General features: G+C 37.3%; 20 protein-coding genes and 1 tRNA gene. 6 read left to right on the top strand and 15 right to left on the bottom strand.

What is annotated here, in order from left to right; genetic code table 11:
- Positions 1–100 precede the first annotated feature (100 nt).
- The 3 genes from PX700_RS08880 to PX700_RS08870 all read right to left on the bottom strand — a co-directional run bounded on the left by PX700_RS08880 (position 101) and on the right by PX700_RS08870 (position 4,774).
- Positions 101–1,117 (bottom strand): aspartate-semialdehyde dehydrogenase, encoded by a 1,017-nt coding sequence (locus PX700_RS08880; protein WP_007586655.1) that lies wholly within the window; start codon positions 1,115–1,117, stop codon positions 101–103.
- A 48-nt stretch (positions 1,118–1,165) separates the two neighbouring features.
- On the bottom strand, positions 1,166–2,287 hold the full coding sequence (locus tag PX700_RS08875) for a 4-phosphoerythronate dehydrogenase (RefSeq protein WP_479520522.1): 1,122 nt from the start codon (positions 2,285–2,287) through the stop codon (positions 1,166–1,168).
- A gap of 264 nt (positions 2,288–2,551) precedes the next feature.
- Positions 2,552–4,774, bottom strand: coding sequence for a TonB-dependent receptor (locus PX700_RS08870; RefSeq protein ID WP_415638195.1), 2,223 nt, complete (start codon positions 4,772–4,774; stop codon positions 2,552–2,554).
- Between the two features lie 388 nt (positions 4,775–5,162).
- Here PX700_RS08870 and PX700_RS08865 point away from each other — a divergent pair, with 388 nt between their 5' ends.
- The 3 genes from PX700_RS08865 to PX700_RS08855 all read left to right on the top strand — a co-directional run bounded on the left by PX700_RS08865 (position 5,163) and on the right by PX700_RS08855 (position 8,564).
- The gene (locus PX700_RS08865) at positions 5,163–5,753 is read left to right on the top strand and encodes a LuxR C-terminal-related transcriptional regulator (RefSeq protein ID WP_415638194.1); all 591 of its coding nucleotides are present in this window, start codon (positions 5,163–5,165) and stop codon (positions 5,751–5,753) included.
- A gap of 1,236 nt (positions 5,754–6,989) precedes the next feature.
- Positions 6,990–8,144 carry a porin gene (locus PX700_RS08860; RefSeq protein WP_415638193.1) on the top strand — a complete coding sequence of 385 codons (1,155 nt, stop codon included), beginning with the start codon at positions 6,990–6,992 and terminating at the stop codon, positions 8,142–8,144.
- Positions 8,145–8,156: 12 nt separating this feature from the next.
- Positions 8,157–8,564 (top strand): phosphate ABC transporter substrate-binding protein, encoded by a 408-nt coding sequence (locus PX700_RS08855; protein ID WP_415638192.1) that lies wholly within the window; start codon positions 8,157–8,159, stop codon positions 8,562–8,564.
- Between the two features lie 909 nt (positions 8,565–9,473).
- Here the strand turns inward: PX700_RS08855 and PX700_RS08850 are convergent.
- The gene (locus PX700_RS08850; RefSeq protein ID WP_415638191.1) at positions 9,474–9,896 is read right to left on the bottom strand and encodes a type 2 periplasmic-binding domain-containing protein; all 423 of its coding nucleotides are present in this window, start codon (positions 9,894–9,896) and stop codon (positions 9,474–9,476) included.
- An 11-nt stretch (positions 9,897–9,907) separates the two neighbouring features.
- Positions 9,908–11,242 carry a hypothetical protein gene (locus PX700_RS08845; RefSeq protein ID WP_415638190.1) on the bottom strand — a complete coding sequence of 445 codons (1,335 nt, stop codon included), beginning with the start codon at positions 11,240–11,242 and terminating at the stop codon, positions 9,908–9,910.
- A 734-nt stretch (positions 11,243–11,976) separates the two neighbouring features.
- On the opposite strand from PX700_RS08845, the gene PX700_RS08840 reads away from it, so the two are divergent.
- Entirely contained in the window at positions 11,977–12,120 is a 144-nt protein-coding gene (locus PX700_RS08840) for a helix-turn-helix domain-containing protein (protein WP_415638199.1), read from the top strand.
- Positions 12,121–12,753: 633 nt separating this feature from the next.
- Here PX700_RS08840 and PX700_RS08835 read toward each other — a convergent pair.
- The 8 genes from PX700_RS08835 to rlmE form a co-directional block, all read right to left on the bottom strand.
- A complete protein-coding gene (locus tag PX700_RS08835) occupies positions 12,754–14,379 on the bottom strand; it encodes a methyl-accepting chemotaxis protein (RefSeq protein ID WP_415638188.1) in 1,626 nt (541 codons plus the stop codon).
- A gap of 199 nt (positions 14,380–14,578) precedes the next feature.
- Positions 14,579–14,663: transfer RNA gene (locus tag PX700_RS08830), tRNA-Leu, on the bottom strand.
- Positions 14,664–14,744: 81 nt separating this feature from the next.
- Positions 14,745–15,098, bottom strand: a complete 354-nt coding sequence (secG, locus tag PX700_RS08825) for a preprotein translocase subunit SecG (RefSeq protein ID WP_002962769.1) — start codon at positions 15,096–15,098, stop codon at positions 14,745–14,747.
- Between the two features lies 1 nt (position 15,099).
- Positions 15,100–15,849 (bottom strand): triose-phosphate isomerase, encoded by a 750-nt coding sequence (gene tpiA, locus PX700_RS08820; protein WP_479520509.1) that lies wholly within the window; start codon positions 15,847–15,849, stop codon positions 15,100–15,102.
- 71 nt (positions 15,850–15,920) lie between these two features.
- Positions 15,921–17,270: a phosphoglucosamine mutase gene (glmM, locus tag PX700_RS08815; protein WP_479520508.1), complete on the bottom strand. Its 1,350-nt coding sequence runs from the start codon at positions 17,268–17,270 to the stop codon at positions 15,921–15,923.
- Positions 17,270–18,115: a dihydropteroate synthase gene (folP, locus tag PX700_RS08810; RefSeq protein WP_479520507.1), complete on the bottom strand. Its 846-nt coding sequence runs from the start codon at positions 18,113–18,115 to the stop codon at positions 17,270–17,272. Before folP ends, glmM begins: the two co-directional genes overlap by 1 nt.
- 80 nt (positions 18,116–18,195) lie before the next feature.
- Entirely contained in the window at positions 18,196–20,139 is a 1,944-nt protein-coding gene (gene ftsH, locus PX700_RS08805; RefSeq protein WP_033012255.1) for an ATP-dependent zinc metalloprotease FtsH, read from the bottom strand.
- A gap of 66 nt (positions 20,140–20,205) precedes the next feature.
- Positions 20,206–20,835, bottom strand: a complete 630-nt coding sequence (gene rlmE / locus PX700_RS08800) for a 23S rRNA (uridine(2552)-2'-O)-methyltransferase RlmE (RefSeq protein WP_024594046.1) — start codon at positions 20,833–20,835, stop codon at positions 20,206–20,208.
- An 88-nt stretch (positions 20,836–20,923) separates the two neighbouring features.
- Between rlmE and yhbY the strand changes: the two genes are divergently transcribed.
- Positions 20,924–21,220, top strand: coding sequence for a ribosome assembly RNA-binding protein YhbY (yhbY, locus tag PX700_RS08795; RefSeq protein ID WP_002963153.1), 297 nt, complete (start codon positions 20,924–20,926; stop codon positions 21,218–21,220).
- An 81-nt stretch (positions 21,221–21,301) separates the two neighbouring features.
- Here the strand turns inward: yhbY and PX700_RS08790 are convergent, their stop codons facing one another.
- Together PX700_RS08790 and PX700_RS08785 are read right to left on the bottom strand one after the other, a co-directional pair.
- Positions 21,302–21,805, bottom strand: a complete 504-nt coding sequence (locus PX700_RS08790; RefSeq protein WP_479520506.1) for a SixA phosphatase family protein — start codon at positions 21,803–21,805, stop codon at positions 21,302–21,304.
- Positions 21,802–22,956 (bottom strand): serine hydrolase domain-containing protein, encoded by a 1,155-nt coding sequence (locus PX700_RS08785; RefSeq protein WP_415638183.1) that lies wholly within the window; start codon positions 22,954–22,956, stop codon positions 21,802–21,804. Before PX700_RS08785 ends, PX700_RS08790 begins: the two co-directional genes overlap by 4 nt.
- A 113-nt stretch (positions 22,957–23,069) precedes the next feature.
- Here PX700_RS08785 and PX700_RS08780 point away from each other — a divergent pair, with 113 nt between their 5' ends.
- Entirely contained in the window at positions 23,070–23,873 is an 804-nt protein-coding gene (locus PX700_RS08780; RefSeq protein WP_415638182.1) for a hypothetical protein, read from the top strand.
- Position 23,874: the final 1 nt, after the last annotated feature.

Below are 23,874 nucleotides of genomic sequence, written 5' to 3'. Positions count from 1 at the left end.
TTTTAAAATTAAACGGCAAAAAATTGACAAGCTCTATAAACAAAAAGCGGCAAACAAATAATGTTTACCGCTTCTAAAGTGTGTTCAGCGCTATTAACTATTACATGTAATTAGCAATAAGCTCTTCTGCAATTTGAATGCTGTTAGTTGCAGCACCTTTACGAGTGTTATCACTTACAACCCACATGTTTAATCCATGAGGATGAGAAATATCAGCACGTAATCGGCCTATATAAACAGTATCGTTACCACTTGCATCAGACACGGCTGTTGGGTAATCACCTTCGTCATCAATTAGTTCAACACCAGGTGCATCTTTTAAAAGTTGCTTAACGTGTTCAAAATCATAAGGCATGCGCGTTTCAATATTAATTGATTCTGAGTGACCAAAAAATACCGGAACACGTACACATGTAGGATTTACTGCAATGGTGGTATCACCCAAAATTTTATGAGTTTCATTTACCATTTTCATTTCTTCACGCGTATAGCCATTATCTTCAAAGCTATCAATTTGAGGAATAACGTTAAATGCAATTTGCTTTGGAAATACTTTATTATCCATAGGGCGTGCATTCATCAAATTAGCTGTTTGCTTTGCAAGTTCATCAACTGCTTCTTTACCTGCACCCGATACTGCTTGGTAAGTAGATACGTTAATACGGTCTATTCCGTAAGCATCATAAATTGGTTTAAGTGCTAGCATCATCTGAATAGTTGAACAGTTAGGGTTAGCAATAATATTACGATTTCTAAAATCAGCTAGGCTTGAAGCATTAACCTCAGGCACGACTAAAGGAATTTCGAAGTCATTTCTAAAGTGCGATGTATTATCGATTACAATACAGCCGGCATCAGCAGCAATAGGAGCATATTTTTCAGATACACTACCACCAGCAGAAAACAAACCTATATGCGCTTGGCTAAAATCAAAGCCTTCAACGTCAAGTACTTCAATGGTCTCACCACGAAACTTTATGTCTTCACCTGCGCTGCGGCTGCTCGCAAGTAAAAAAAGCTGATCTACAGGAAACTTACGATCTGCTAATGTTTCAATGATTTGACGGCCTACTAAACCAGTAGCGCCAAGTACGGCAACGTTATATTTTTGCGACATATTTTATCCTCTATAAACGATATTAAAACAACATCGTTAGTTAAATAATTATTTAGCTATGCTAAAGCCAAGTTGACTAAGTGCTGCTAGTTGTGGGCTATCACCTTGCAGGAATAAGGTGCTAAATTCTCGCCTTACCGGATAGTTTTTACGTAAACTATCAAAGCCCTCACCTTCTAAATCACGAAGTAAAATTCCGTCATCACGGCGTACGTCATAAATTAAGTGCACCAAACGAGCAATATCTTGCTCATTAAGGCTTTGCGTAACAGTTGCATTTGTAATAGCAGGTATTGGTAAAAAATCATCCAACGATTTACTCACCTCTACACCTTTTAGGACACACAGTTTTTGATACAACATTTGTGTACCTCGTGCTTTCCCCTCAAGTGTATGCCCTGCGATATGCACACTGGCATAACGAACATGCTCTAGTAATTCAGTTAGAATATTGGGCTCTTTTTCCCATACATCAAGTACTAAATCTAAATCAGCCCCAGCTTCCATTACCTCAAGCAATGCTTGATTATCAATTACGTCGCCTCGGCTTGCGTTAATTAGCGTGAGTCCTGGCTTAAGTGCTTTTAATCGCTCTTTATTCATCATGTGCAGCGTTTTGTGCTCGCCACTTTTAATAAGTGGAACATGAAAAGTAACAACATCCGATTGCGCTAATAACTCATCAAGCGCTACATGCTCTTGTAATAAGCCCTGTTCGTGCTTAATTGGATCGCACAGCAGTACGTCGACATTTAATGCTTTTAATTTTTGCGACAAACACGTGCCAATGTTACCCATTCCTACAATACCAATTGTTTGACCGCACAATGGGCGCGCATTTTCTTGGCTTAATGCAAATAAGCTACTAATGACATATTCAGCTACAGCAATGGCATTACAACCAGGTGCACTGGTAAAAGCAATATCTCTATCATGCAATAATTGTGTATCAACATGGTCAATACCTATTGTGGCAGTGCCTACAAAGCTTAGCTTGTTAGCTTGTGCCAATAGTTCATGATTAACATTAGTCACTGAGCGAGTAAGAAGTACATCTACATCTATTAATTGTTCAGGCGTTAATTTACGACCATCAAAACGCTCAACCTCACCAAAGTCTGCAAAGTACTGCTCAACTAAAGGCATATTTTGATCGGCAAGAATTTTCATCACTGAGTCCGTTTGGCAATTAAGAGTCGCCATTGTAACGAACAACCTAGCCTTTACACAAACTAAAAGGCGCATTTTAGCTAATACAAATACTTAAAAGTGGGGATGTTGATTATTTTAAATCAGCAATTTAAATTAGGAATTTAAACTATGCGGATAATAATTTTACTATTGAATATAGTAAGGCCGAATCACAAGATGAGTCGGCCTTTAATATAGAAAAAAAACTTAAATTACAGTGTATTTTATTTACTTGATTTTAGTTTATAGCTCAAAATCTTTTTTGAATTTCAAACCAAATTCACTGCGGTCATTACTGCGCATTACACCAACAAAACCTGATTGTTGTAGGCGACCAACATCGTAAACTTCGTTTAGAACGTTTTCACCATATAATGTAACTTCCATATCGCCATATGGATTAGTGTACGAAATATTAAAACCAACTAGTTCACGAGAATCAATAGTCTCACTTTGATTGTAAACTGATTGACCTTGCATTTCACTGCGATACGAATAGTTAGCATTAAACGCAAGTGTTGCGCCACTATCTAAATCCATAAAGTAAGAAGGTGCAACCATTACAGTCCAGCGTGGTGTAAGTGCTGGTGAATCGCCTTTACCTATGCCTTGTACGCCCTCAGCCACTTCTGTTATTTCAGAATCTAAATAACCAACTGCACTGCGAATAGTAAAGTCATCGGTAATAGCAACTGTTGTTTCAAGCTCAATACCTTGCGCTTTAGACTGACCCGCATTTTCTACAATTGTTACAAAGCCACCACCCGCTGTTGGATCTGAAAACGGTAATGCTAAATCGGTGTAATCAGTCACAAATACCGCAAGCATCATAGATACATTTTCGTGTACTTGGCCTTTTAAGCCCATTTCGTAGTTAATCGCTTTTGTTTCGTCAAACGATACAAATTGATCTGGTCCACCAAATGGACGCGGTGGAAAACCACCTGTTTGATAGCCTTTTTGAATCTGGCCATAAACATTCATATTATTGCTAAGCTGATAAGATGCATTTACATCCCACGTAACTGCATCAAAATCCGCACTTACATACTTACGAGTTGGAAATGATGGGAATATTGCATTTGCATCTTTCTTATCTTTTGAATAACGAAGACCACCACCAACCGTTAAATCGTCAGTTAAATCGTAGCTGGCATTTATATATGCTGCATACGAATTAGTTTCTTGGTTAATTTCAAATTCGCCGTAACCGCCAAATGATTCTGTTACACCATCATTCAACAAGCCATTAGGTGTATTAAATGGGCTAAATACAAACGGGCCTGAACGTGTAAAGCCATCTTCATTAAAAAAGTAAAGACCAGATACAAAGTCCATATTATCGAATGTTGCATTTAGCTGAACTTCAAATGAGTATTGGTCAGCACCGCCCTCCTCTGGGAACTCAGACAAGTTTAAAGGAGATGCATCATCATCAAGACCACCTTCGTATTCAGATGTACGGTAGCTTGAAATAAACTTAGTAGTATAAGTGTCATTAATTGCCCAATCGGCTGAAAACGATGTGCCCCAACCTGAATAAGAAGTAGATTCAATACCAGCAACAGTCGTACCTAAATCATCAGGATCTGATGGTATTAAATCTTGAGTCAATAATGGGAAGTCACCATTAAAAACATCGTTTGCATCTAGTGGGTCTGTCAATTCAATTGTATAAGGCGATTGGCCAGATTCGTTATCAACACCATCTAAAGAAAAAGTGAATGCTAAGTCGGTATTTGCTTGCCATTTAAGTGCAACACGACCACTAAATTCTTCTTCCTCACCAATTTCTTTTTCTGGGTTTGCTAAATTAACAGCTTCGCCCACACCATCACGTGTTTTGTACGATGCACTTGCAGACATACTTACATCATCTGTCAGTGAGTTATTAAAATAAACATCGCCAGCAATACGTCCACGACTACCCAACTTTGCTGTAGTAGTAACAATACCTTCATCACCAGGCTGCTTTGTAATTACATTTACAGCACCACCTAATGTATTACGACCATATAAAGTACCTTGAGGACCACGAAGTACTTCAACACGCTCAACATTAGGTAATGATAAGTTAGAGCCCATTTGACGGCCTAAATACACACCATCAAGATACACACCCACACCCGGATCGGTAGTGATAATATGATCTTGTAAACCTATTCCACGAATAAATACTGACGCATGCGCAGAGTTACCCACCCCATAGCGGGTAATATTTAAGTTTGGAACATATTTACCAATATCTTCGAGGTTACTCATATTGGCTTTATCAATTAGATTTGCACCAATTGAAGTGATAGCGGTTGGAGATTCAAACAGGCTCTCTGTGCGTTTACGAGCTGTTACTTCTATTTTTTCAAACGCGTCTTGTTTAGCTGTTGTTTTAGTTTCTTCGGCGTTTACAGAGGTAGTAAGTGCAGCAATAATTGCTAAGCTTAGTTGTGAGAGGTTACGTAATTTCAAAATATTCTCCAAAGGATACCGTGTGATTTTAGTTATGCATTTACACTTTAAAGTATAAATTTCAGGCATAAAAAAAGATGCGCAATAGCATCTTTCCTCTGGATGGGTATTATATGATAAAGTTGTGAATAAATGTACAGATAATTTAATTAAATACATTAAAAGTAAATTTAATGATTTTTAGTTTTTAATAGATTTATCCTAATAAAAAGCGACTCCTCTTAATAATAATCTTTTGTATTCAAGCAAAAAAGTAAAAACTTAAATTTACACTCTTTATAATAATCATCTACAGGCCTATTAAAAGAACAAAAACGCACCTTACTATTATTGATATCAACTAAAAACAAGAATATAGTACCAAAATGTAGTCTATGGATAGAACATCATGAACATTGAAAGTACAAAAAACAAACACACCCAGTGCTTTAACAATCTAAATTACACCTCACTTCTTTGTATTGCTGAACAATCCAACATCTTGCTTGTTAATTACCAGGCCTTAAACGTTATTACTAATTACGAACTTATTAATCAATTTATGCTAAAAAACGGCCATCAAGGACTCGTTATTTTTGACGTACCCAAAGATGGAGATGTACTCGCATTAAAAGAATGGCCTAATTTAAAAGGGTTGTTTTATGAAGGTACTGATGAGGTACTATTTCAGCAAGGATTAGAAGCCATAGAGCAAGGAAAACTTTGGTTTCCACGTGCAGTAACTGACGGTTGGATGAGACAAATGCTAGCGAGTGAACAGCAAACCACACTGCAATCCAATAACTTAACATGCAAAGAAACGAAAGTATTAAACTTATTATTTTCAGGCTTACATTCAAGTGCAATTGCAGACACTTTATTTATAAGTGAAGCTACTGTTCGTGTACATTTACACAAAGTTTATCAAAAAATTGCTGTAAAAAATAAGCAACAAGCATTACTTTGGTGTAAAAAAAACTTAAATAAAATTAATAGCTAAGTGGGCTTACTTCAAACCTAGTTATTTTAACTTTTTGTTTTTTGCTTTTTTCCTGCAAGTATCAAGTCAGAATTAGATCTAATTAAGTGCTTAGTACAATTCGTACTTAATTTTTTAGACCGTACTTTGTAGATGCCTACCAAGTGAGCGTTAACACTAGCATTCCACTTTTAGTTTTATAAGACTCCCAATAAAAATCACATTTACCCCTTCACACTTTATTAATATCTGAAATAACTACAAAATAGTCATATTGCTTATTATAAAAATCAATATGACACTTAGATTCCTTGTAAGTGGTGTAGTGGACAAGGCAATTGAAAGAGTGCAGTAATTACAATAACGCGACCGTTGCTTTAACGAATAAATGGGTTTTAGAAAAGTACATAGTAAACAACCTTGTAATATTACTAGATAATAGAGATTGATTGGTGCAGTTCAGCACAGCCCTATAGGAAACCTTTTAATACCAAGGACAATCATAAGCCGCCGGATTTATGAGGTGCTAGGAGCGGAAATCCATCAGGGCTAGAAGTATCAAATAATACCTCAACAAAAAGCCAAATATATGGCTGTAATGCACTCTATTTCAACGATTCAAAAATTGTCTTGCGATCGAAAAAGGCCCACGTATGGTATTAGCAGAGCACAGGTAATATATAACCCAACAGAGTTAAACCTACTTTATCGTTACTATATGCATTTATTGCAAAGCAACATAATAAAAACAAAATATGCTTATTTATTAGCCCTATTTTTGTTGAGTAACTCGCTAAGACAGTTAAATATTAGCAAAATATACAAATAACACTGTTGATATTTGTTTATAAAAGAGTAATGACACTCGGTGCTATAACTTTACGTGCCAAGCTAAATATAAACGATTGAGCTAAATAAACAGCTGCAAGTTTCTCTATCTTTTGTTCAAGCTAAGCCGTAGGGCTTTTCAACAAAGCGCTTACTGTTTACAAACCAATTGCGAATAAGTAAACAAAATTTAAATAAGCAATATACACAACCATAGTCATTTAAATATCCTTCATTATTTTCATATGAATTTATCACGCGTTTAATTTCAAAAAACACACCAATAAATATATTTACAATATGTAAATTAACATTATTCTGATGGCTTTCATTTATTTTCACTAACACGCTAAGTTTATTAGATAATTATTGATATCGACTCTATAATATCCATGAAATCAACATATAAACAACAAATAGGAAATACATATGAAAAAGCTATCTGTAGCAGTAGCAATATGTGCGGCTTTGGCAACGAGTTATGCTAATGCTGAAGTAAGAATTAATGGCTTTGCATCAATAGTTGGTGGTAAAAGCCTAGAAGACGATCGCGGCCGTTATGGCTATGATGATGACATTTCGTTTAAAAATGAAAGTGTGTTTGCACTGCAGTTATCTGCAGACTTACAAGAAAAATTAAGTGCGACAGCACAAATTGTAGCTCGTGGTAATAATGATTTTGATGCAGAATTTGAATGGGCTTACTTAACTTATGAATTTAATGATGAGTTTCAATTAAGCGCTGGTAAAATGCGGGTTCCTTTTTATCGTTATTCTGACTTTATTGATGTAGGTTATGCATATCGTTGGGTACGCCCACCGGAGTCTGTATACAGCATTCCTTTTTCTACATACGAAGGGTTAAGTTTACTTTATAATTCACAACTAGGTGACTGGGATTCTACTGTACAAGTTATCTATGGTGGTTTTGATGGTGAAATTGAAGCCGTCACTTATCACGATAAAGCAGAATTAGATGATATAGCGGGTATTAATTGGACGCTATCATATGATTGGTTTAGTGCCCGAGCTGCGTACTTAGTAGCTGACACATCAATAGCGCTTGGCCAAAATGATCCTGAGGATTTAGCAGGAGCTCAAATAAATCAACTTGAAAGCGTACTGCGTCAAAATGGTTTAACAGCTCAAGCAGATGATATTGATATTAACGAGGACCGTGGTACATTTATTGGTGTTGGCTTTTCAATCGACTACAATAACGTATTATTTGATGCTGAGTATACTCAATTTGATGTTGAGAACAGCCTCCTAGCTAAACAAAGTCAGTATTATGCTTCTGTCGGCTATAGAATGGACGATGTAATCGTACACTTCACTTACGAAGATAACGACGATGAGCATAAGACCTCTCGTTACAATCAAATCCAAGCTATTCCTTCACTAAATAGTGCTCTCAACAGTGTATTAGATACACTTAAATCGCAAAGCAATACGTATACAATTGGTACGCGTTATGACTTTCACCCTTCAGCAGCATTTAAAATTGACTTAAGCCGCTATGCAAATAATTTAACCAATACAGACACTGACGTAATTGCCGTTGGCGTAGACTTAGTATTTTAATTGGAGCAAAATATGAAAAAAATAATTTTAGCTAGTGCATTTTCTTTGTGCTCAATTAATGTATTTGCAGAAGTTGCTGTGATTATTAATCCAAGCAATGCTAGCTCAGTAGATGCTGACACAATAAAGAAGATTTATTTAGGAAAAAGTAAGTCATTTAGTAATGGCGAGAAAGTTAACCCTGTAAATCAAGACAACACAACTGTAGCTGATGAATTTAATGACAAAGTAGTTGGTAAGTCGAGTAGCCAACTAAATGCATATTGGTCAAAACTGATATTCACAGGCAAAGGGACACCTCCTGAAAAGCTTGCATCTGACCAAGCTGTTATTGATTTTGTTGCTGCAAATAACGACGCTATTGGCTATATTGATAGTTCGAAAGTTAGTGATAAAGTAAAAGTAATTGCTACTTTTTAATCATTAAAAACTAATATAAAACCACTATCTATTTAAAAGTGAGCAGTTAAAGATATTTAGCTGCTCAATTAACTAACTTAAAATTCATTTACTCTGCTTTGAACATCCTATATAAGCAATAGAGTCCAAGTACTTCCCTCTAAAAGCGGTAAAAGTAATTTAGCTCTTTTACCTTGCAAAATTTCTCGCTTAATATTGCGACTTAAATACTTATACCAATTCCATTAAGTATGTGATCTAAATTTTACGCCGAAAAAATAATTCAGTTCTAGGCGTAAATTGATGTAAATGGTTGTTCCCTTTTACGGAATTTACAACAAAAAATGGGTTGTTTTAGCAAGTAAAATAGATCAGCTATTTATTGGAATTATACCAACCTGCATAAATCTTTGAACAATTTAACGAATTAAATTGCACTATAACGTCGTTAAAAATTTTCATTTATAACAACTAGATACAAAAACTTTCACCTAGTTCTAGCGTAATTTTCTTAACGTTAAATAGACCCCATATATAAGCAGATTGATATTATTTACCTCTACTAATGATGGAGGATAACTTTTCCCCACTATTGATAGTTTGTTATGAAATTTATTTTGACTAAATAGTGACTCAAATATAATAGTAGGCAATCTAGCCTTAGAAATTTAAATTATTAACAGAGCACATATATCATAAAGGTAGAAGGTAGTTATAGAAGGATTTTTGCTTGAGCAAGAGGTGCTCGTTAATTAGTTTAATGCAGCGCTTAGTGTATTAACTTTTTTCTTATTTAGGAAGGGCTGCACAAGTTTAAATTAAGAGAAATCAGGGAAAGCTACTCACTATCTAAACCCACGTTGTTTTACACATAAAAAAACTCCCGCAATTAGTATTACGAGAGTTCTGCTATATTGAATTAACTTAATATTAGAAAGTAGCTATTACTCTTACGCTATCTGTAACATCAGCAGTTTCTAAATAACCGATAGCTTTTGGATTGGAGCTAATCTCTTTCAAAACTTCACCAACATCTTTAGCTTGTAAAGGAGGAGTTCTTCGTCCAGTAAAAATAAGTTTTGACCATACCGCATCAACTTGAGACGTGTTTCTCTGTAAAACAGTATCATCAAATACAGTTCTAGCACCTTTTCCGGCTTCAAACAGTACTGGAACAGCTTCTGAACCATCACTAAACTGTCCTAGTTTACCCATGAAAATATTTTTTACTTGTCCTTCAGAAAGCTCTGTAGTGTTGTTTTTATTTACAACAACAGACAATGCTGCGTTGCTTGTAGTCGTCATAATAGACGATAATATTAATAAGAATAAAATTGATTTAAAGATTCTCATGGATTATTCCTTTAAAAAATAATATCTAACGATACAGTTGACACAATAATGTTTTTACCAGTAGCTGAAAGTGTTTCGTTAGTAAAGTTTAAAAAACCCGAGCCACCAGTCGCAAGGCCATCATTATTTAAAGGACGAAAACTATCGAACTGCATTTTCAATGCCATTTTTTTGTAAAAATCCCAACGAAGACCCGCTGTAATTGTGTTTGAACGTGAACTTGAGTTTCTAACAACATATGTATCTAAAGGTTCGCTACCTAAACCAACAACCTGAGAATCAAGGCTAGCTTTTAAATCAGCATCAACATCTAGTTCAAAGTTTTCAGTTAAAGATTTAGCATATGAGTAGCCAACATAAGGCGTAAGTGAATCGAATCTATATCCAACCATGCCATAAGCAGCTATACCGTTCGATAAAGCAGAGTCTGCTTTTCTGTGTGCCCATTCAAATTGACCAAAGTAGCTGCCGTTATCGTATACTACAGCAAGGCTTGTAAGGTTAAATGGTCTGCGCTTACGTTGAATAATACTAAATACATCATCTGCATTTGGAACCACGTCTGAGCAAGCACCAACAGCACAATTATCATTTTGAGGATCTATAGAAAGACCTAATTGATAGTCTGTGCTAACCAACATTCTCATATCACCTGGAACGTAATCACCTTCCGCGCTAATAGTTGAATGTTGAGCATTCATGTATCCAGCTCTGAAAGTCCATGAATCATACTGTACTGTACCAACTAAACCTGCCATGTGATGAAATTTAATATAACTTTTACCAGGGAAATATAGTTTATCAAATTTACCAGCATAAGCTTGTATTTGGTACGACACATCGCCGTCACCAATAAAGTTACTATATATAGCATCAACACCATCGATATTATTGATTGTAGCTTGGCTGTATAAATCTATAACAGGTCTTACCCAAACGTTAGAGTAATTAACGTTACGCGTGTCTGAACCTAAAAATACAGGTGATACAAACCGTCCCGCTCTTAAACGAAGATTTGGATTATATTTGTAGCTAATATAAGCCCAATCTAATGATGGCTCGTAATTATTCTTGTAGTTACGACGTGATAGCAGTTGCACTACACCTGATAGTTTATCTGATATTTGATATTGACCCTGTATGCCTAGCACGGTGTCATTGTCAAAACTCCAATGATCATCAGCACCGCTAGGTAGCGTATTGTTTTGAATAAATTCGATGTCTTGTTTATTCGTTTTTACTGCACTTATCGTAGCAAAACCAGATATTTTAAAGTCATCTGATGCTTGAGCAAAGTTAGATAATGATATTAAAGTTAAACAGATATAGATGTAGATATATTTCATTTTGACCCTTGATTTAGCTAGTTTGTATTTAGCAAGTTACCTTGTAACTAAATAAAACCAATCCTTTTGTTTGATTCTCTGTTTTTATTATAATCCATTTATATTTTTTTAAAACAAATATTGAACTTATACTATTATACTTGGTCTTAGGGTTTCAAATTTTTAGTAAATATACACAATATACAGATCGAGGAAGCTTTATTGGATAATTTAAATATATAAACATTCCATTTATGAAACTTTCAAAGCACAACCCTTTACTTCAATCAACGCCTCACAGAATCCAATTTATTGTCATACCAACCTGCCAAATTATGTGATCTAATTAGCACACTGATACTTATCTACTTTTACTAAATTGAACTTAGAAAAATCCAAGCAACTTTTAGCTTTATCACGTAAAGAGCCTAATGCAAGAAAACGCATACGCCTGCTTGCTGTTTCATTATTCTTTGAAGGTGAAAACAGAACGAATATTGCTAAGTGCCTAAATACAGCGCGCCAGTGTCAATAAATCGGTTTCAAGCGACCTTAACAATGGCGTTGCTAGCTTGAACAACAAACCGATTAAAGGTCGTCCTGCTAAATTAACCTCACAACAACTAAATACACTGTCAGATTATGTAAAACACTCAGCAAGTTCTTCAGAAGGAGGCAGACTAATGGGGAAAGATATTGCTCAGTATATTTATGACCAGTTCAACATTAGATATCACACCGTTCATATTTAAAAACTGCTCAAGAAGCGTGGGTTTAGCTGGGTCACAAGCCGTTCTAAGCACCCAAAGCAGTCAAATGAAAGCCAAGAGGCTTTTAAAAAAGTCCCAAGTGGAAACGATCCTTCACACCCCAGGGCATCTCCCTTTAGAGCGCATTGATGTTTGATTTCAAGATGAAGCACGGTTTGGACAACAAAATCAAACAACACGCTTATGGGCTGAAACAGGCTCGAAGCCTCGCGCAACAAAGCAACAGCAGTTTGAGTATGGATACTTATTTGGTGCAGTGTTCCCAAGTAATGGTAAAGCAGAAGCGCTGTTCAGCCCTATCGTCAATAAAGACGTCATGACGCAACACATGGAATTAATATCAAAAGCCACAGAGGCAGGGTAATCCAATCGAACATTAGGCATGATCGGAACCGTCTAAATGATGTAGTTTAGGTATTTATAGCGTGGACTTTCTCGCGTATGACTAGCACCTTACAAAAATGAAACAGCACACTATTCGCCGGTCAAAATAAACCATATGAAGCCGGTTATCCGTAAGTACATATGGTGTGCATGATTAATCTGAGCAACCATTTAATCCTTGATAGTACTTTTTCAGTGCTGTGGTAACTTTAGATACCGAGCTAAAGACTACGCAGTTTAAATTGGAGGATAAGCGAGGTCGGAATTATCATGGTGCTTAAAAGTATTAAAATAGATACACTATTATTGAAAAAACATGCCGTTCACCTAAAGTAAACGGCATTAATTATTGAGTTCGCTTTTCTATATTAAGGGAAGTTATTCTATTCTAAATTTAGCTGTTGCATCGAGTAAATTATCAGAGAGGTAATGTAAATTTTTGGCAACATCACGAACAGCAAGTAGAGAGCTCATCGTATCCTCAAACGATACATGCATATTAGATACGTTTTCAACAACCATAGCAGCAACAGAAGTTTGCTCCTCAGTTGCTGCTGCAATCTGCGAATTCATTCCATTTATTTCTAGCATCTGCTCAGCTATTTTCTCTATTGAAATACCTGTTTTCTCTGCGGCAGTAGCATTATCTGTTGCCATGTCTCTAGCTGAAGTCATAGCGGATACAGACTCATTTGCAGCGGTAGTTAATGCGCCAAGTAATTCTCGGATCTCATTAGTTGAATGTGCCGTACGAGACGCTAATTCACGAACTTCGTCAGCAACCACGGCAAAGCCACGTCCATGCTCACCGGCACGAGCAGCTTCAATCGCAGCGTTAAGAGCAAGTAAATTAGTTTGATCAGCGATAGACGTAATAACGTTTAAAATCTGTGATACATTTTTTGTGTCATCTGCAAGCTTATTTATAGTTGTAGCGGCTTGATTTATTTCGTTGCTTAACGTGCGAGAAACAGTGACTGACATTTTAACTTGTGTACGGCTTTGCTCGACTTCTTTTTCGGCGGTTTCTGCTGCGTGAGAAGCACTAGCTGCAGATTGAGATATATCACCTACACTCTGCTTCATTTCTTCCATAGATTGCTTAACAATTTCAGCATCAGTGGTTTGCTTTGTTGTAGCACGCTCAGCTTGTTCCATACCTTGAACTAGTCGTGTTGAATTTTCCATTAAAGGCTCACACACGGCAATAACTTCAAGAACAGTCTCTCTTAGTAAAGAAATAAATGCGTTGAAGTTAATAGAAACTTGGCCTATTTCATCTTCTGAATTAACGGATAGTTGCGTACTTAAAGAGCCATTGCCGCTTGCTAATAAGCTAAGGTTATTAGCTGCATCACTAGCAGATGAACCTATATTTTTAGCAATCCATATAGCCATAAACAATAATAAAATTAATGAGATAATGGATACAACTAACATTAGAGTTAATGCTTCATCAGAACGCGCTTTGGTGTTGGCAACCAGTTCGAAAAAACGATTATCAGCTTTTTGTTGGGCACCTTTAAAGCTTTCTAAAACAGATCCATATAAATTTGTTTTAAGCTGCGCTTGTTGCTGAATTTTACTAAAATCAGCAGTTCCATTAACCATACCTGTAGCAATACTTGAGGATATTTTTTCATAATCTGACAACTCATTAATAATATCACTGCTAATGTAGGAATTATTAAGCTGCGTCATTAAAGTAATATTAGATTCTATCGTTTTATAGACCTCATCTGCTTTAATAATAATGTCTTGTTCACCGAACGTAACAGCTTGAGTATAAAGCTCATCTAACTTCTCTAGAAGCCCTACGTTCTCAGACGTTATTTTTACTATTTTATATGATGAACTGCCCATTTCATCAAGTGAAACCTTGTTATCATTCATTGATAAATAATTTATCAATACGATCACTACAAAAGCCACTACCGCAATACATGTAATAGCATGTATTTTCTTAGTGATGCTTAAGTTTTGAAAAGAGAAGCCTGAAGCCATGCTTTATTACCTTATTTTATTGTCTATATCTATTATCGGCCTGATACCTATAAGTGTGAGCTAAATTTTTAATATTTCTAGTTTTTTCTAATAAATAGAAGAATTATTTCACAACAAGCAAATGATGTTCAAAAAACACTCACAACATATTTCGAGCACAAAAAAACCAGTAACATCTCTGTCACTGGTTTTCACAATTTGGTGCGGATGGGGGGACTTGAACCCCCATGCCCTAAAGCACCACCCCCTCAAGGTGGCGTGTCTACCAATTCCACCACATCCGCATTTTTAAGCTTTCGCTTAGATGTTAAACATATTGATTTATTTGAGGAATATAAATCGTTTAACGATAGCTTTACGCTAAATTAGTTCGGCACGTCAGAGCTTTGCTCTTTAGTAGATGTTACTGGAACATCTTCTTCAACAGGAACTACAGTTTCTACTGCTGGAGCTGCTTCTAGGTTTTCCCATTCGTCAGTCTTTTTAATTTGACCAGCAGTTAGGTTTCCTAACACAATGCTTAATACAAAAAATACCGTAGCTAAGCTTGTGGTTGTTTTTGTCATAAAGTTACCAGCACCTGACGAACCAAAAACTGTGCCTGATGCACCAGCGCCAAATGAAGACCCCATATCTGCGCCTTTACCTTGTTGAATTAAAACCATTCCAACTAGAGCCAAAGCCACAACTAAATAAACTACTAATAAAATTTCGTACATCTTATACAGTCCCTTTTGCACTGTTACAGATTGCAGTAAAAGATTCTGCTTTTAGACTTGCGCCGCCAATTAAGCCGCCATCTATATCTGTTTGTGCAAATAATAATTCGCTATTTTTTTCATTAACGCTACCACCATATAAGATGGTAAGCCCTTGTGCTAAATTGCTATCAAGTGATGCAATTTTGTCACGGATAAATTTATGAACAGTTTGTGCCTGTTCTGGCGATGCAGTCTTACCTGTGCCTATGGCCCAAACGGGCTCGTATGCTACCACAGAATCTTTTAGTGCTGCTACACCTAATTTCTCTATTACTGCATCAATTTGTGCAGCAACTACTTGTTCGGTTTGACCGGTTTCTTGCTCACTTTCACTCTCGCCTACACATAAAATGGGTGTTAAACCAACTTGCTGTGCTCTAGCAAACTTTTTAGCGACTGTTGCATTACTTTCGTTATAAATGCTGCGGCGCTCAGAATGACCAACGAGTACGTAAGTTGCACCTAAATCTTTTATAAGCTGCGCATCGACTTCACCAGTAAATGCGCCAGGTGTATTTTCAGAAACAGTTTGAGCTCCTGTAGAAACACCGCTAGCTACCATTTCTGGTACAAGTGGGAATGGAGGAAATAAAACAATGTCCATCTCTTGTGATTTTACATCGTTAATAGCATCAGACATTTGTTTAACTAACTCTAAAGAGCCATTCATTTTCCAGTTGCCTGCGACCATCGCCTTGCGTATTGCCATTATCCACTCCACATTAGAAAGCGGGCGAGATATTAACTTTTCTCGCCCAAAGTTACAAGAGATTATTGTTATTAATCAGTTTGTTTGCTCATAGATTCTACAACAGCTGCAATTTTTTGAGCGCTGTCTATTACAATCTTTTCTTGCTCAGCTTCAACCATAACACGAACCACAGGTTCAGTGCCTGACTTACGTAGTAAAACACGGCCTTTATCGCCTAAAGTAAGTTCAACTTCTGCAACAGCTGAAAGCACTTCTGGTGCTTTTGTCGGGTCAGTTCCAGCTGTATAACGCACGTTTATCATTTTCATTGGATACTTGGTAAAACCAGCGCCTAAGTCTTGCAATGTACGATTTTGTGCAACCATAGCAGCAAGTACTTGTAAGCTTGAAATAATGCCATCACCCGTGCTAATTAAGTCTAGATTCAGTACATGGCCTGAGCTTTCACCGCCAATTTTCCAGCCTTTTTGCTGTAGTAATTCCATAACATAGCGATCACCCACTTTACTGCGAGCAAACTCGATACCTTTTGCTTTTAAAGCGTTTTCAAGGCCCATATTAGACATAACAGTACCAACTACACCACCACCCAAATTATCATCTTGGGCTGCTTGGCAAGCAATAATATAAACCAGATCATCACCATCAAAAACACGGCCATTATGATCAACCATCATCACGCGGTCACCATCACCATCGTATGCAATACCTACGTCGGCTTTAAGTTCAAGCACTTTACGTTTAAGGGTATCTACGTGAGTAGCGCCACATTCATGGTTGATATTAACGCCGTTAGGCTCACACGCATGTGTTATTACTTCTGCGCCAAGTTCACGCATAACAGAAGGTGCAATATGATAAGTTGCGCCATTTGCGCAATCGACAACAATTTTAAGACCTTCTAAAGATAGGCCTTGTGGGAACTGGCTTTTACAAAACTCTATATAGCGGCCATCCGCACTGACTAAACGCGATGCTTTGCCTAATTTATCTGAGGCAACACATGTCATTTGCTCATCAAGCATCGCTTCAATTTCAAGCTCTACTGCGTCATCAAGCTTTAAGCCTTGACCATTGAAAAACTTAATACCGTTATCGTAATACGGATTATGTGAGGCACTTATTACAATACCGGCCTCAGCACGAAATGTTTGCGCTAAATAAGCAACGGCCGGTGTTGGCATAGGACCCAATAATACAACATCAATACCAGCGGCAATTAAACCAGCCTCAAGTGCGGTTTCAAGCATGTAGCCCGAAATCCGTGTATCTTTACCAATAATTACTTTTTTAGTGCCACTTTGTGATAATACTCGCCCAGCAGCCCAGCCTAACTTCATTGCAAACTCAGGGTTAATAGGCGCTGCGCCTACAAGTCCACGCACGCCATCGGTGCCAAAATATTTTCTTTCTTTCATTATGCAATTCCTTGTTCGCAGGCTTGATATACACCAAGTACATCTGCGGTTTCTTTTACGTCATGTACACGAATAATTTTTGCGCCATTTTGCGCCGCGATTAACGCACCCGCTAAGCTGCCCGCTAACCGTTCATTTGTATCTCTGTTTAATAAATTACCTATCATCGATTTACGAGATAATCCGGCCAATAATGGCAAACCTAATTTATTAAAATCATCAAACTTAGCCAATATTTGATAATTATGGCTAAGCGTTTTTCCAAATCCAAAACCGGGGTCTAGAATAAGTCGATCAAACTTAATCCCCGCTGTTTCACACGCTTTAATGCGTTCACTAAAAAACATATTTATATCTGCAAACAAATTATCGTAATGAGGTGCCGATTGCATGCTCCGGGGCTGCCCTTGCATATGCATTAAACAAATTGCTACATCTTCATATTGCGCAACCGTTTTTAAGGCGTCTATTTCTTGTAAAGCTCTAACATCATTGACTATATCTGCTCCTGCGAGTATTGCTTGTTCCATTACCTGTGCTTTACTGGTATCAATTGATATAACGCAGTCACTGTGCTGACGTATCGCTTTAATTGCAGGGATCACGCGAGCAAGTTCATCCTCTAAACTAACATCTGGCGCGCCTGGACGGGTTGACTCCCCGCCTATATCTAAAATTGTCGCACCGTCATCTAATAATTGCACTGCGCGCTTTAGCGCTATTTTAGGATCTAAAAACTGCCCACCATCAGAAAATGAATCCGGCGTTACATTTAATATTCCCATAATAACGGGCTTTTCAAGATTAAGCGTACGCCCTCTCGGAAGCTTTAATGTGTTAGTCATTGCCAACCTTTATAATTATTTCTAAATAGTTGATACAAAAAAGCCCCGAAGTTCGGGGCTTTCATTAACTATTTTAACGATTATTCAGCTTTGTCATCAAGGTTTGTTTCATCTTTTTTCGATGAATCATCAGTATTTTGACTTTCATCAACTACTGGCTCTTGAGGTTCTTCCGCTTTTACCGGTTTTGCTTCATGACGGTCATGTGCATCACGTGGCTCACGCACTGGTTGGCGTGCCATTAAATCATCAATTTGCTTAGCATCAATAGTTTCGTATTTCATTAGCGCATCTTTCATTGAGTGAAGAATATCAATATTTTCTTTTAATATTTCTTCTGCTCGTTGATAGTTACGGTCTGAAAACAAACGTACTTCTGCATCGATTATTTTAGCTGTGTCGTCTGACATGCTAGATGAACGACTACCGCCGCCACCCATGTACATTTCATTCTGATCTTCAGCGTAAAGTAACGGACCTAATTTTTCACTTAAACCCCAATGCGTAACCATTTTACGCGCTATATCTGTAGCTCGTTCAATATCGTTACTTGCACCTGTTGTTACTTTATCAGCACCGTAAATAAGTGCTTCAGCAATACGACCACCATAAAGGCTAGAAATCATTGACTCTAATAGCTCTTTTGAATGGCTAACACGATCTTGTTCTGGTAGGTACATTGTTACACCTAGCGCACGGCCACGTGGAATAATAGATACTTTATAAACTGGATCATGTTCTGGCACCATACGACCAACAATTGCATGGCCTGCTTCATGGTACGCAGTCATTGCTTTTTCTTGCTCGCTCATCACCATGGTCTTGCGCTCTGCGCCCATCATGATTTTATCTTTAGCAGCGTCAAATTCAGCCATACTAACAACACGTTTATTACCACGTGCAGCATAAAGTGCAGCTTCGTTTACTAAGTTTGCTAAATCAGCACCCGAGAAACCTGGAGTACCACGTGCTATAAGAGCCGCTTCTACGTTATCGCCTAATGGCACTTTACGCATGTGTACTTTAAGTATTTGTTCACGACCACGAATATCAGGCAAACCTACTTCTACTTGACGGTCAAAACGACCCGGACGAAGTAACGCAGGGTCTAATACATCTGGTCGGTTAGTTGCTGCAATAACGATTATACCTTCGTTACCACCAAAGCCATCCATTTCTACTAGCATTTGGTTAAGTGTTTGCTCACGCTCATCGTTACCGCCGCCCATACCAGCACCACGTTTACGACCAACAGCGTCAATCTCATCTATAAAGATAATACAAGGCGCCGCTTTTTTAGCTTGCTCAAACATGTCACGTACACGTGACGCACCAACACCCACAAACATTTCAACAAAATCTGAACCTGAAATTGTAAAAAATGGTACTTTTGCTTCACCAGCAACCGCCTTTGCAAGTAACGTTTTACCGGTACCTGGAGGGCCAACCATTAATACGCCTTTAGGAATACTTCCGCCAAGCTTTTGAAATTTCGATGGGTCACGTAAAAAGTCGACCAATTCGGTAACGTCTTCTTTCGCTTCATCACAACCTGCCACATCGGCAAACGTTGTTTTAATTTGGTCTTCACTCATTAAGCGAGCTTTACTCTTACCAAATGACATAGCGCCTTTACCGCCGCCGCCTTGCATTTGACGCATGAAGAATATCCACACACCTATAAGCAGTATCATCGGGAACCAAGAAATAAATATACTTGCCAAGAATGATTGTTCTTCAGGTTGTACACCCTTCACATTTACATCATTTTTAAGTAAATCATTAATTAAGTCTTCATCGTACATTGGCATCGTTGTTTGAAAACGCTCACCACTGCTCTTAGTACCAGTAATATTTCCTGTACCACGGTCGATAATAACTTCTTGCAAAGAGCCACTGCGGACATCTTTCACAAATTGAGTGTAACTTGTTTGACGATCAACTTGCTCGCCGCCATTAAAGCTCTGAAAGACTGACATCAGCACAACTGCAATCACCAGCCATAGTATTAAATTTTTCGCCATATCGCTCAAGGGGTTAACCTCTTGTATCCAATTAATTTAAATTCAACTAAACGCCAAGCAACTGTACTACAGTTTGTATCCAGTCGCTACTATATATACTTCCCGAGAACGGGCACGTGAGGCATCAGGTTTGCGTATTTTCACTGCTTTAAAACTATTACGTACATCTTGCAAGTATTGATCAAAGCCTTCTCCTTGGAAAACTTTAACAATAAATGCGCCATTTTTCTTTAGTACTTGAGCACACATATCTAGCGCAAGTTCTACCAAATACATGCTACCTGCTTGATCTACTGAGTTATTGCCACTCATATTTGGTGCCATGTCAGAGAGTACCACATCAACATTTTTACCATCAATACGTTTTAACAACGCATTTAACACAGCTTCTTCACGAAAGTCGCCTTGTAAAAAGTCAACGCCCGCAAGTGAATCCATTGGTAATATATCACACGCAATTACTTGACCTTTATCGCCTACTTTTTCAGCCAAGTATTGAGACCAACTTCCTGGAGCCGCTCCTAAATCAACAACGGTCATGCCAGGGCGAAGTATTTTATCTCTGTTTTGTACTTCATCTAATTTAAAAACCGCTCGGGAACGCCAGCCTTTTTTTTGCGCTTCTTGAACATATTTATCATCAAAATGTTCTTTCAGCCATCGCTGTGAACTGGCTGACTGTTTTTTATTTGTCATAAATTAACACGCAACTAATTAGTAATATTCTCTAGATGGCGTTAGAATACCCTTAATTCAAGCCATATTCAGCAAAATTTGTATAAACATGACATTATCAAACAAACAAAAGCAGTTTTTAAAAGGTCAGGCACATAGCCTTAAGCCTGTAGTTTTACTAGGTTCTAACGGTTTAACCGAGGGCGTAGTAGTCGAAATTCAAAGTGCATTAGAAATTCACGAATTAATCAAAGTTAAAGTTCCAACTGACGATCGTGAAACAAAAGCACTTATTTTTGAAGCAATCGTACGTGAAACTGGTGCGACTAAGCTACAAACGATAGGTCACACTATTGTGCTTTATCGTCAAAGCGTTGAGAAAAAAATACATTTACCGCGTAACTAATTAATCCTTTTCAAAGGGTTTAGTACGTGTAAATTGAAAAACCAGCTTAATGCTGGTTTTTTATTATTTAACGCTTTTAAATTAAAAACTCATTTTATGATGGGTTACATCATAGTCACTGCCATTACTACTCGGCTTTTTATTCAATATAAAGAACTTGGTAAATTGTGTTTCACTCATAGCAGGCATTTTTTCATTCGAGAGTAGTTCGGCCAGTTCTGGTGTTGTATTACTGTGCCCAATAACAACAACTACGCCCTGTAGTTTTAGTAACTCATTTTTTAAATTATTTAGCTCACCTGCATCATAAATATTTATATTTGTATTAAAATGTTCCTGCAAAGGGGCAGCTGTTTGTAGAGTACGGTTATAGTTGCTGCTGAAAAGATGTATATTTTGATGCGATTTAAACAACGTAACTAAATTATTTGCACGTGCCTTCCCTTCCTCTGATAGCTCAGGGTTTTTACCCGTTAACTTTTCGCTATGACGAAATAAATATATCTCATCAGGTGCTGCAAATGCCAAACTACAATTAAATGACATGACTAAATAAGTGATTGCTAATATTATTTTATTTTTCATATTTTTTTACCTCGTTTGTATTCTAATAGCCTGTCGATAAATTCAGTCGTTAGCTCATTGATTACGCCGGTTTCAGCATTAACTATTAAGCTAAAACCAATATTCAAGTGAGGAAATACAACCACATCACTTCTATACCCCTGAACCCAACCACTATGATAATAAAGCGTTTCATCGGCATAGTTATAAACACGCCAACCTAAACCGTAATAGGCTTCATTAAGGTGTTTTTTCCACACCCTGCGATACATTTCTTTTTTTGTGTGAGTGTATGGGCGTGTTTGTTTTGCCAATGTATCTAATGACAAAACATCAGGATATTGCCCTAACTGCGCTTTTAACCAAATAGCCATATCACTTGCGCTCGCATTTACACCGGCTGCTGGGCTCACTTTATAGTAATTTTTTTTAAGCTTAGCGCTATACCAACGTTTTTTACCGCGCACGTGCGGTAGCGCGTAATTTTTGTCATTCGTCATTGATTCAAAGCCTAAACTGGCATCACTCATTTTTAAAGGCTCAAAAATAGCTTCTCGTAACCACTGTCCGTAACTTTTATCGGTGCTTTGCAATATTACATCACCTATAAGGCTAAACATTACGTTTTGATAGCCATAGCACTCACCTGGTTTGCAAATAGGTTTAACGCTAAGTAACTTTTCGACAATTCCGGGGTAATCCATACGAGACTCAATTAAATTATCGTATGCATTAGGCACTAACCCGCTTGAATGGCTTAAAAGATGAAACACCTTTAAATCATCTTGATAAACAGTCCCTTTAAAATCAGTTATATATTCGCTAACTGCTTTATCTAATTCAAGTAAGCCATCACTGGCTAATTTAGCTGATAGCGAACCTGCAAATGTTTTAGAAACAGATGCGAGTCTAAACCGCGTATGCTTATTAACTTTTTGCCCATTGCGTGTTTTAGTAACACCCATAGTGTGGATGTAATCAGAATTGCTTGTATTTACAATCGAAAGCGCTGCACCGGGTATACCTTTACTTTTTAATTTTTTTTGTGCGTAACGGCCGTACTTTTTTACAAATGCATCCCAATCAGGATCTGCTTTTGCTGCAAAACTCACAGAGCTAAGCAACAAACACAAAGCAGATAGGCAATACAATAAAGAGTTGAGATACTTCATTTTTTATAAATTTTATCTTTTTAACTACATCTGCGCAGATAATATCATGAAGTTTTGTTTGTACTAACGTACAATACGACGATTATTTGGTTTTAAGCGAGTGTTTAGTACTTATGCGTTTTTTAGTTGTGTCACTTTTTATTTTATTATCAACTGGTTGTGCTATTACAAAGCAACCGGCCGAACCACTGGCCATGCCATTAAAGCCAACATTAAAAAGTCAGACCTATCAACTTGAGTACACCACAGAGCACTCATCTCCAAAAGTTAAATCGGTTCAACTCCCTGCACACAAAGTAGTTAGAAACCAAACTGTAAAAATTATTACCGATAAGGCAAGCGTAACCGATAAACTTCTATCGCAAATTAGCCAAGCACTTAACGACAAACAGCTAAAAGTAACAACTAAAAATAACAGTGACTATACACTTACTATTCAACAACTTGACTTAAATTTCACAGACGATACCAAGTACGCAATAAAACAACCAGAGAACCCTTTTACCTTATATTCAAATATTGCACAGCAATATCCAACCCAGCAGTGCGCTGCAATATTTGCACAAGTTAGTATGCGTCTTACACACAAAGCGTCGGGTGATGTTGTTTGGTTTGCTAAATCATCTATCGACAGTGCAAGTTTTCATCGCGAACCACTAATCTACAGTTTTACTGAGGAGCAAAAAATAACAAATGAGCTTGAAGTGGTTGCTTTTGTTCATCAGCAAAACACTGATGAAGCTCGTATTGAAAGACTTGGCAAAGATATTCAAATTCCTCAGTACAAAACATTGTCAAAACTATCTAGCCTTACTAAGCTTAGCGGTCCATGTAACAGAACAGAAGTAAGCGCATTAACACCTATGATGCAGTTTTACCTAAGCAGTATATTAATCGATAAAATTAAAGTTCAGTAGG

Source organism: Pseudoalteromonas sp. TP27, assembly GCF_056470645.1.
This window is presented reverse-complemented; position numbering and strand designations above follow the sequence as displayed.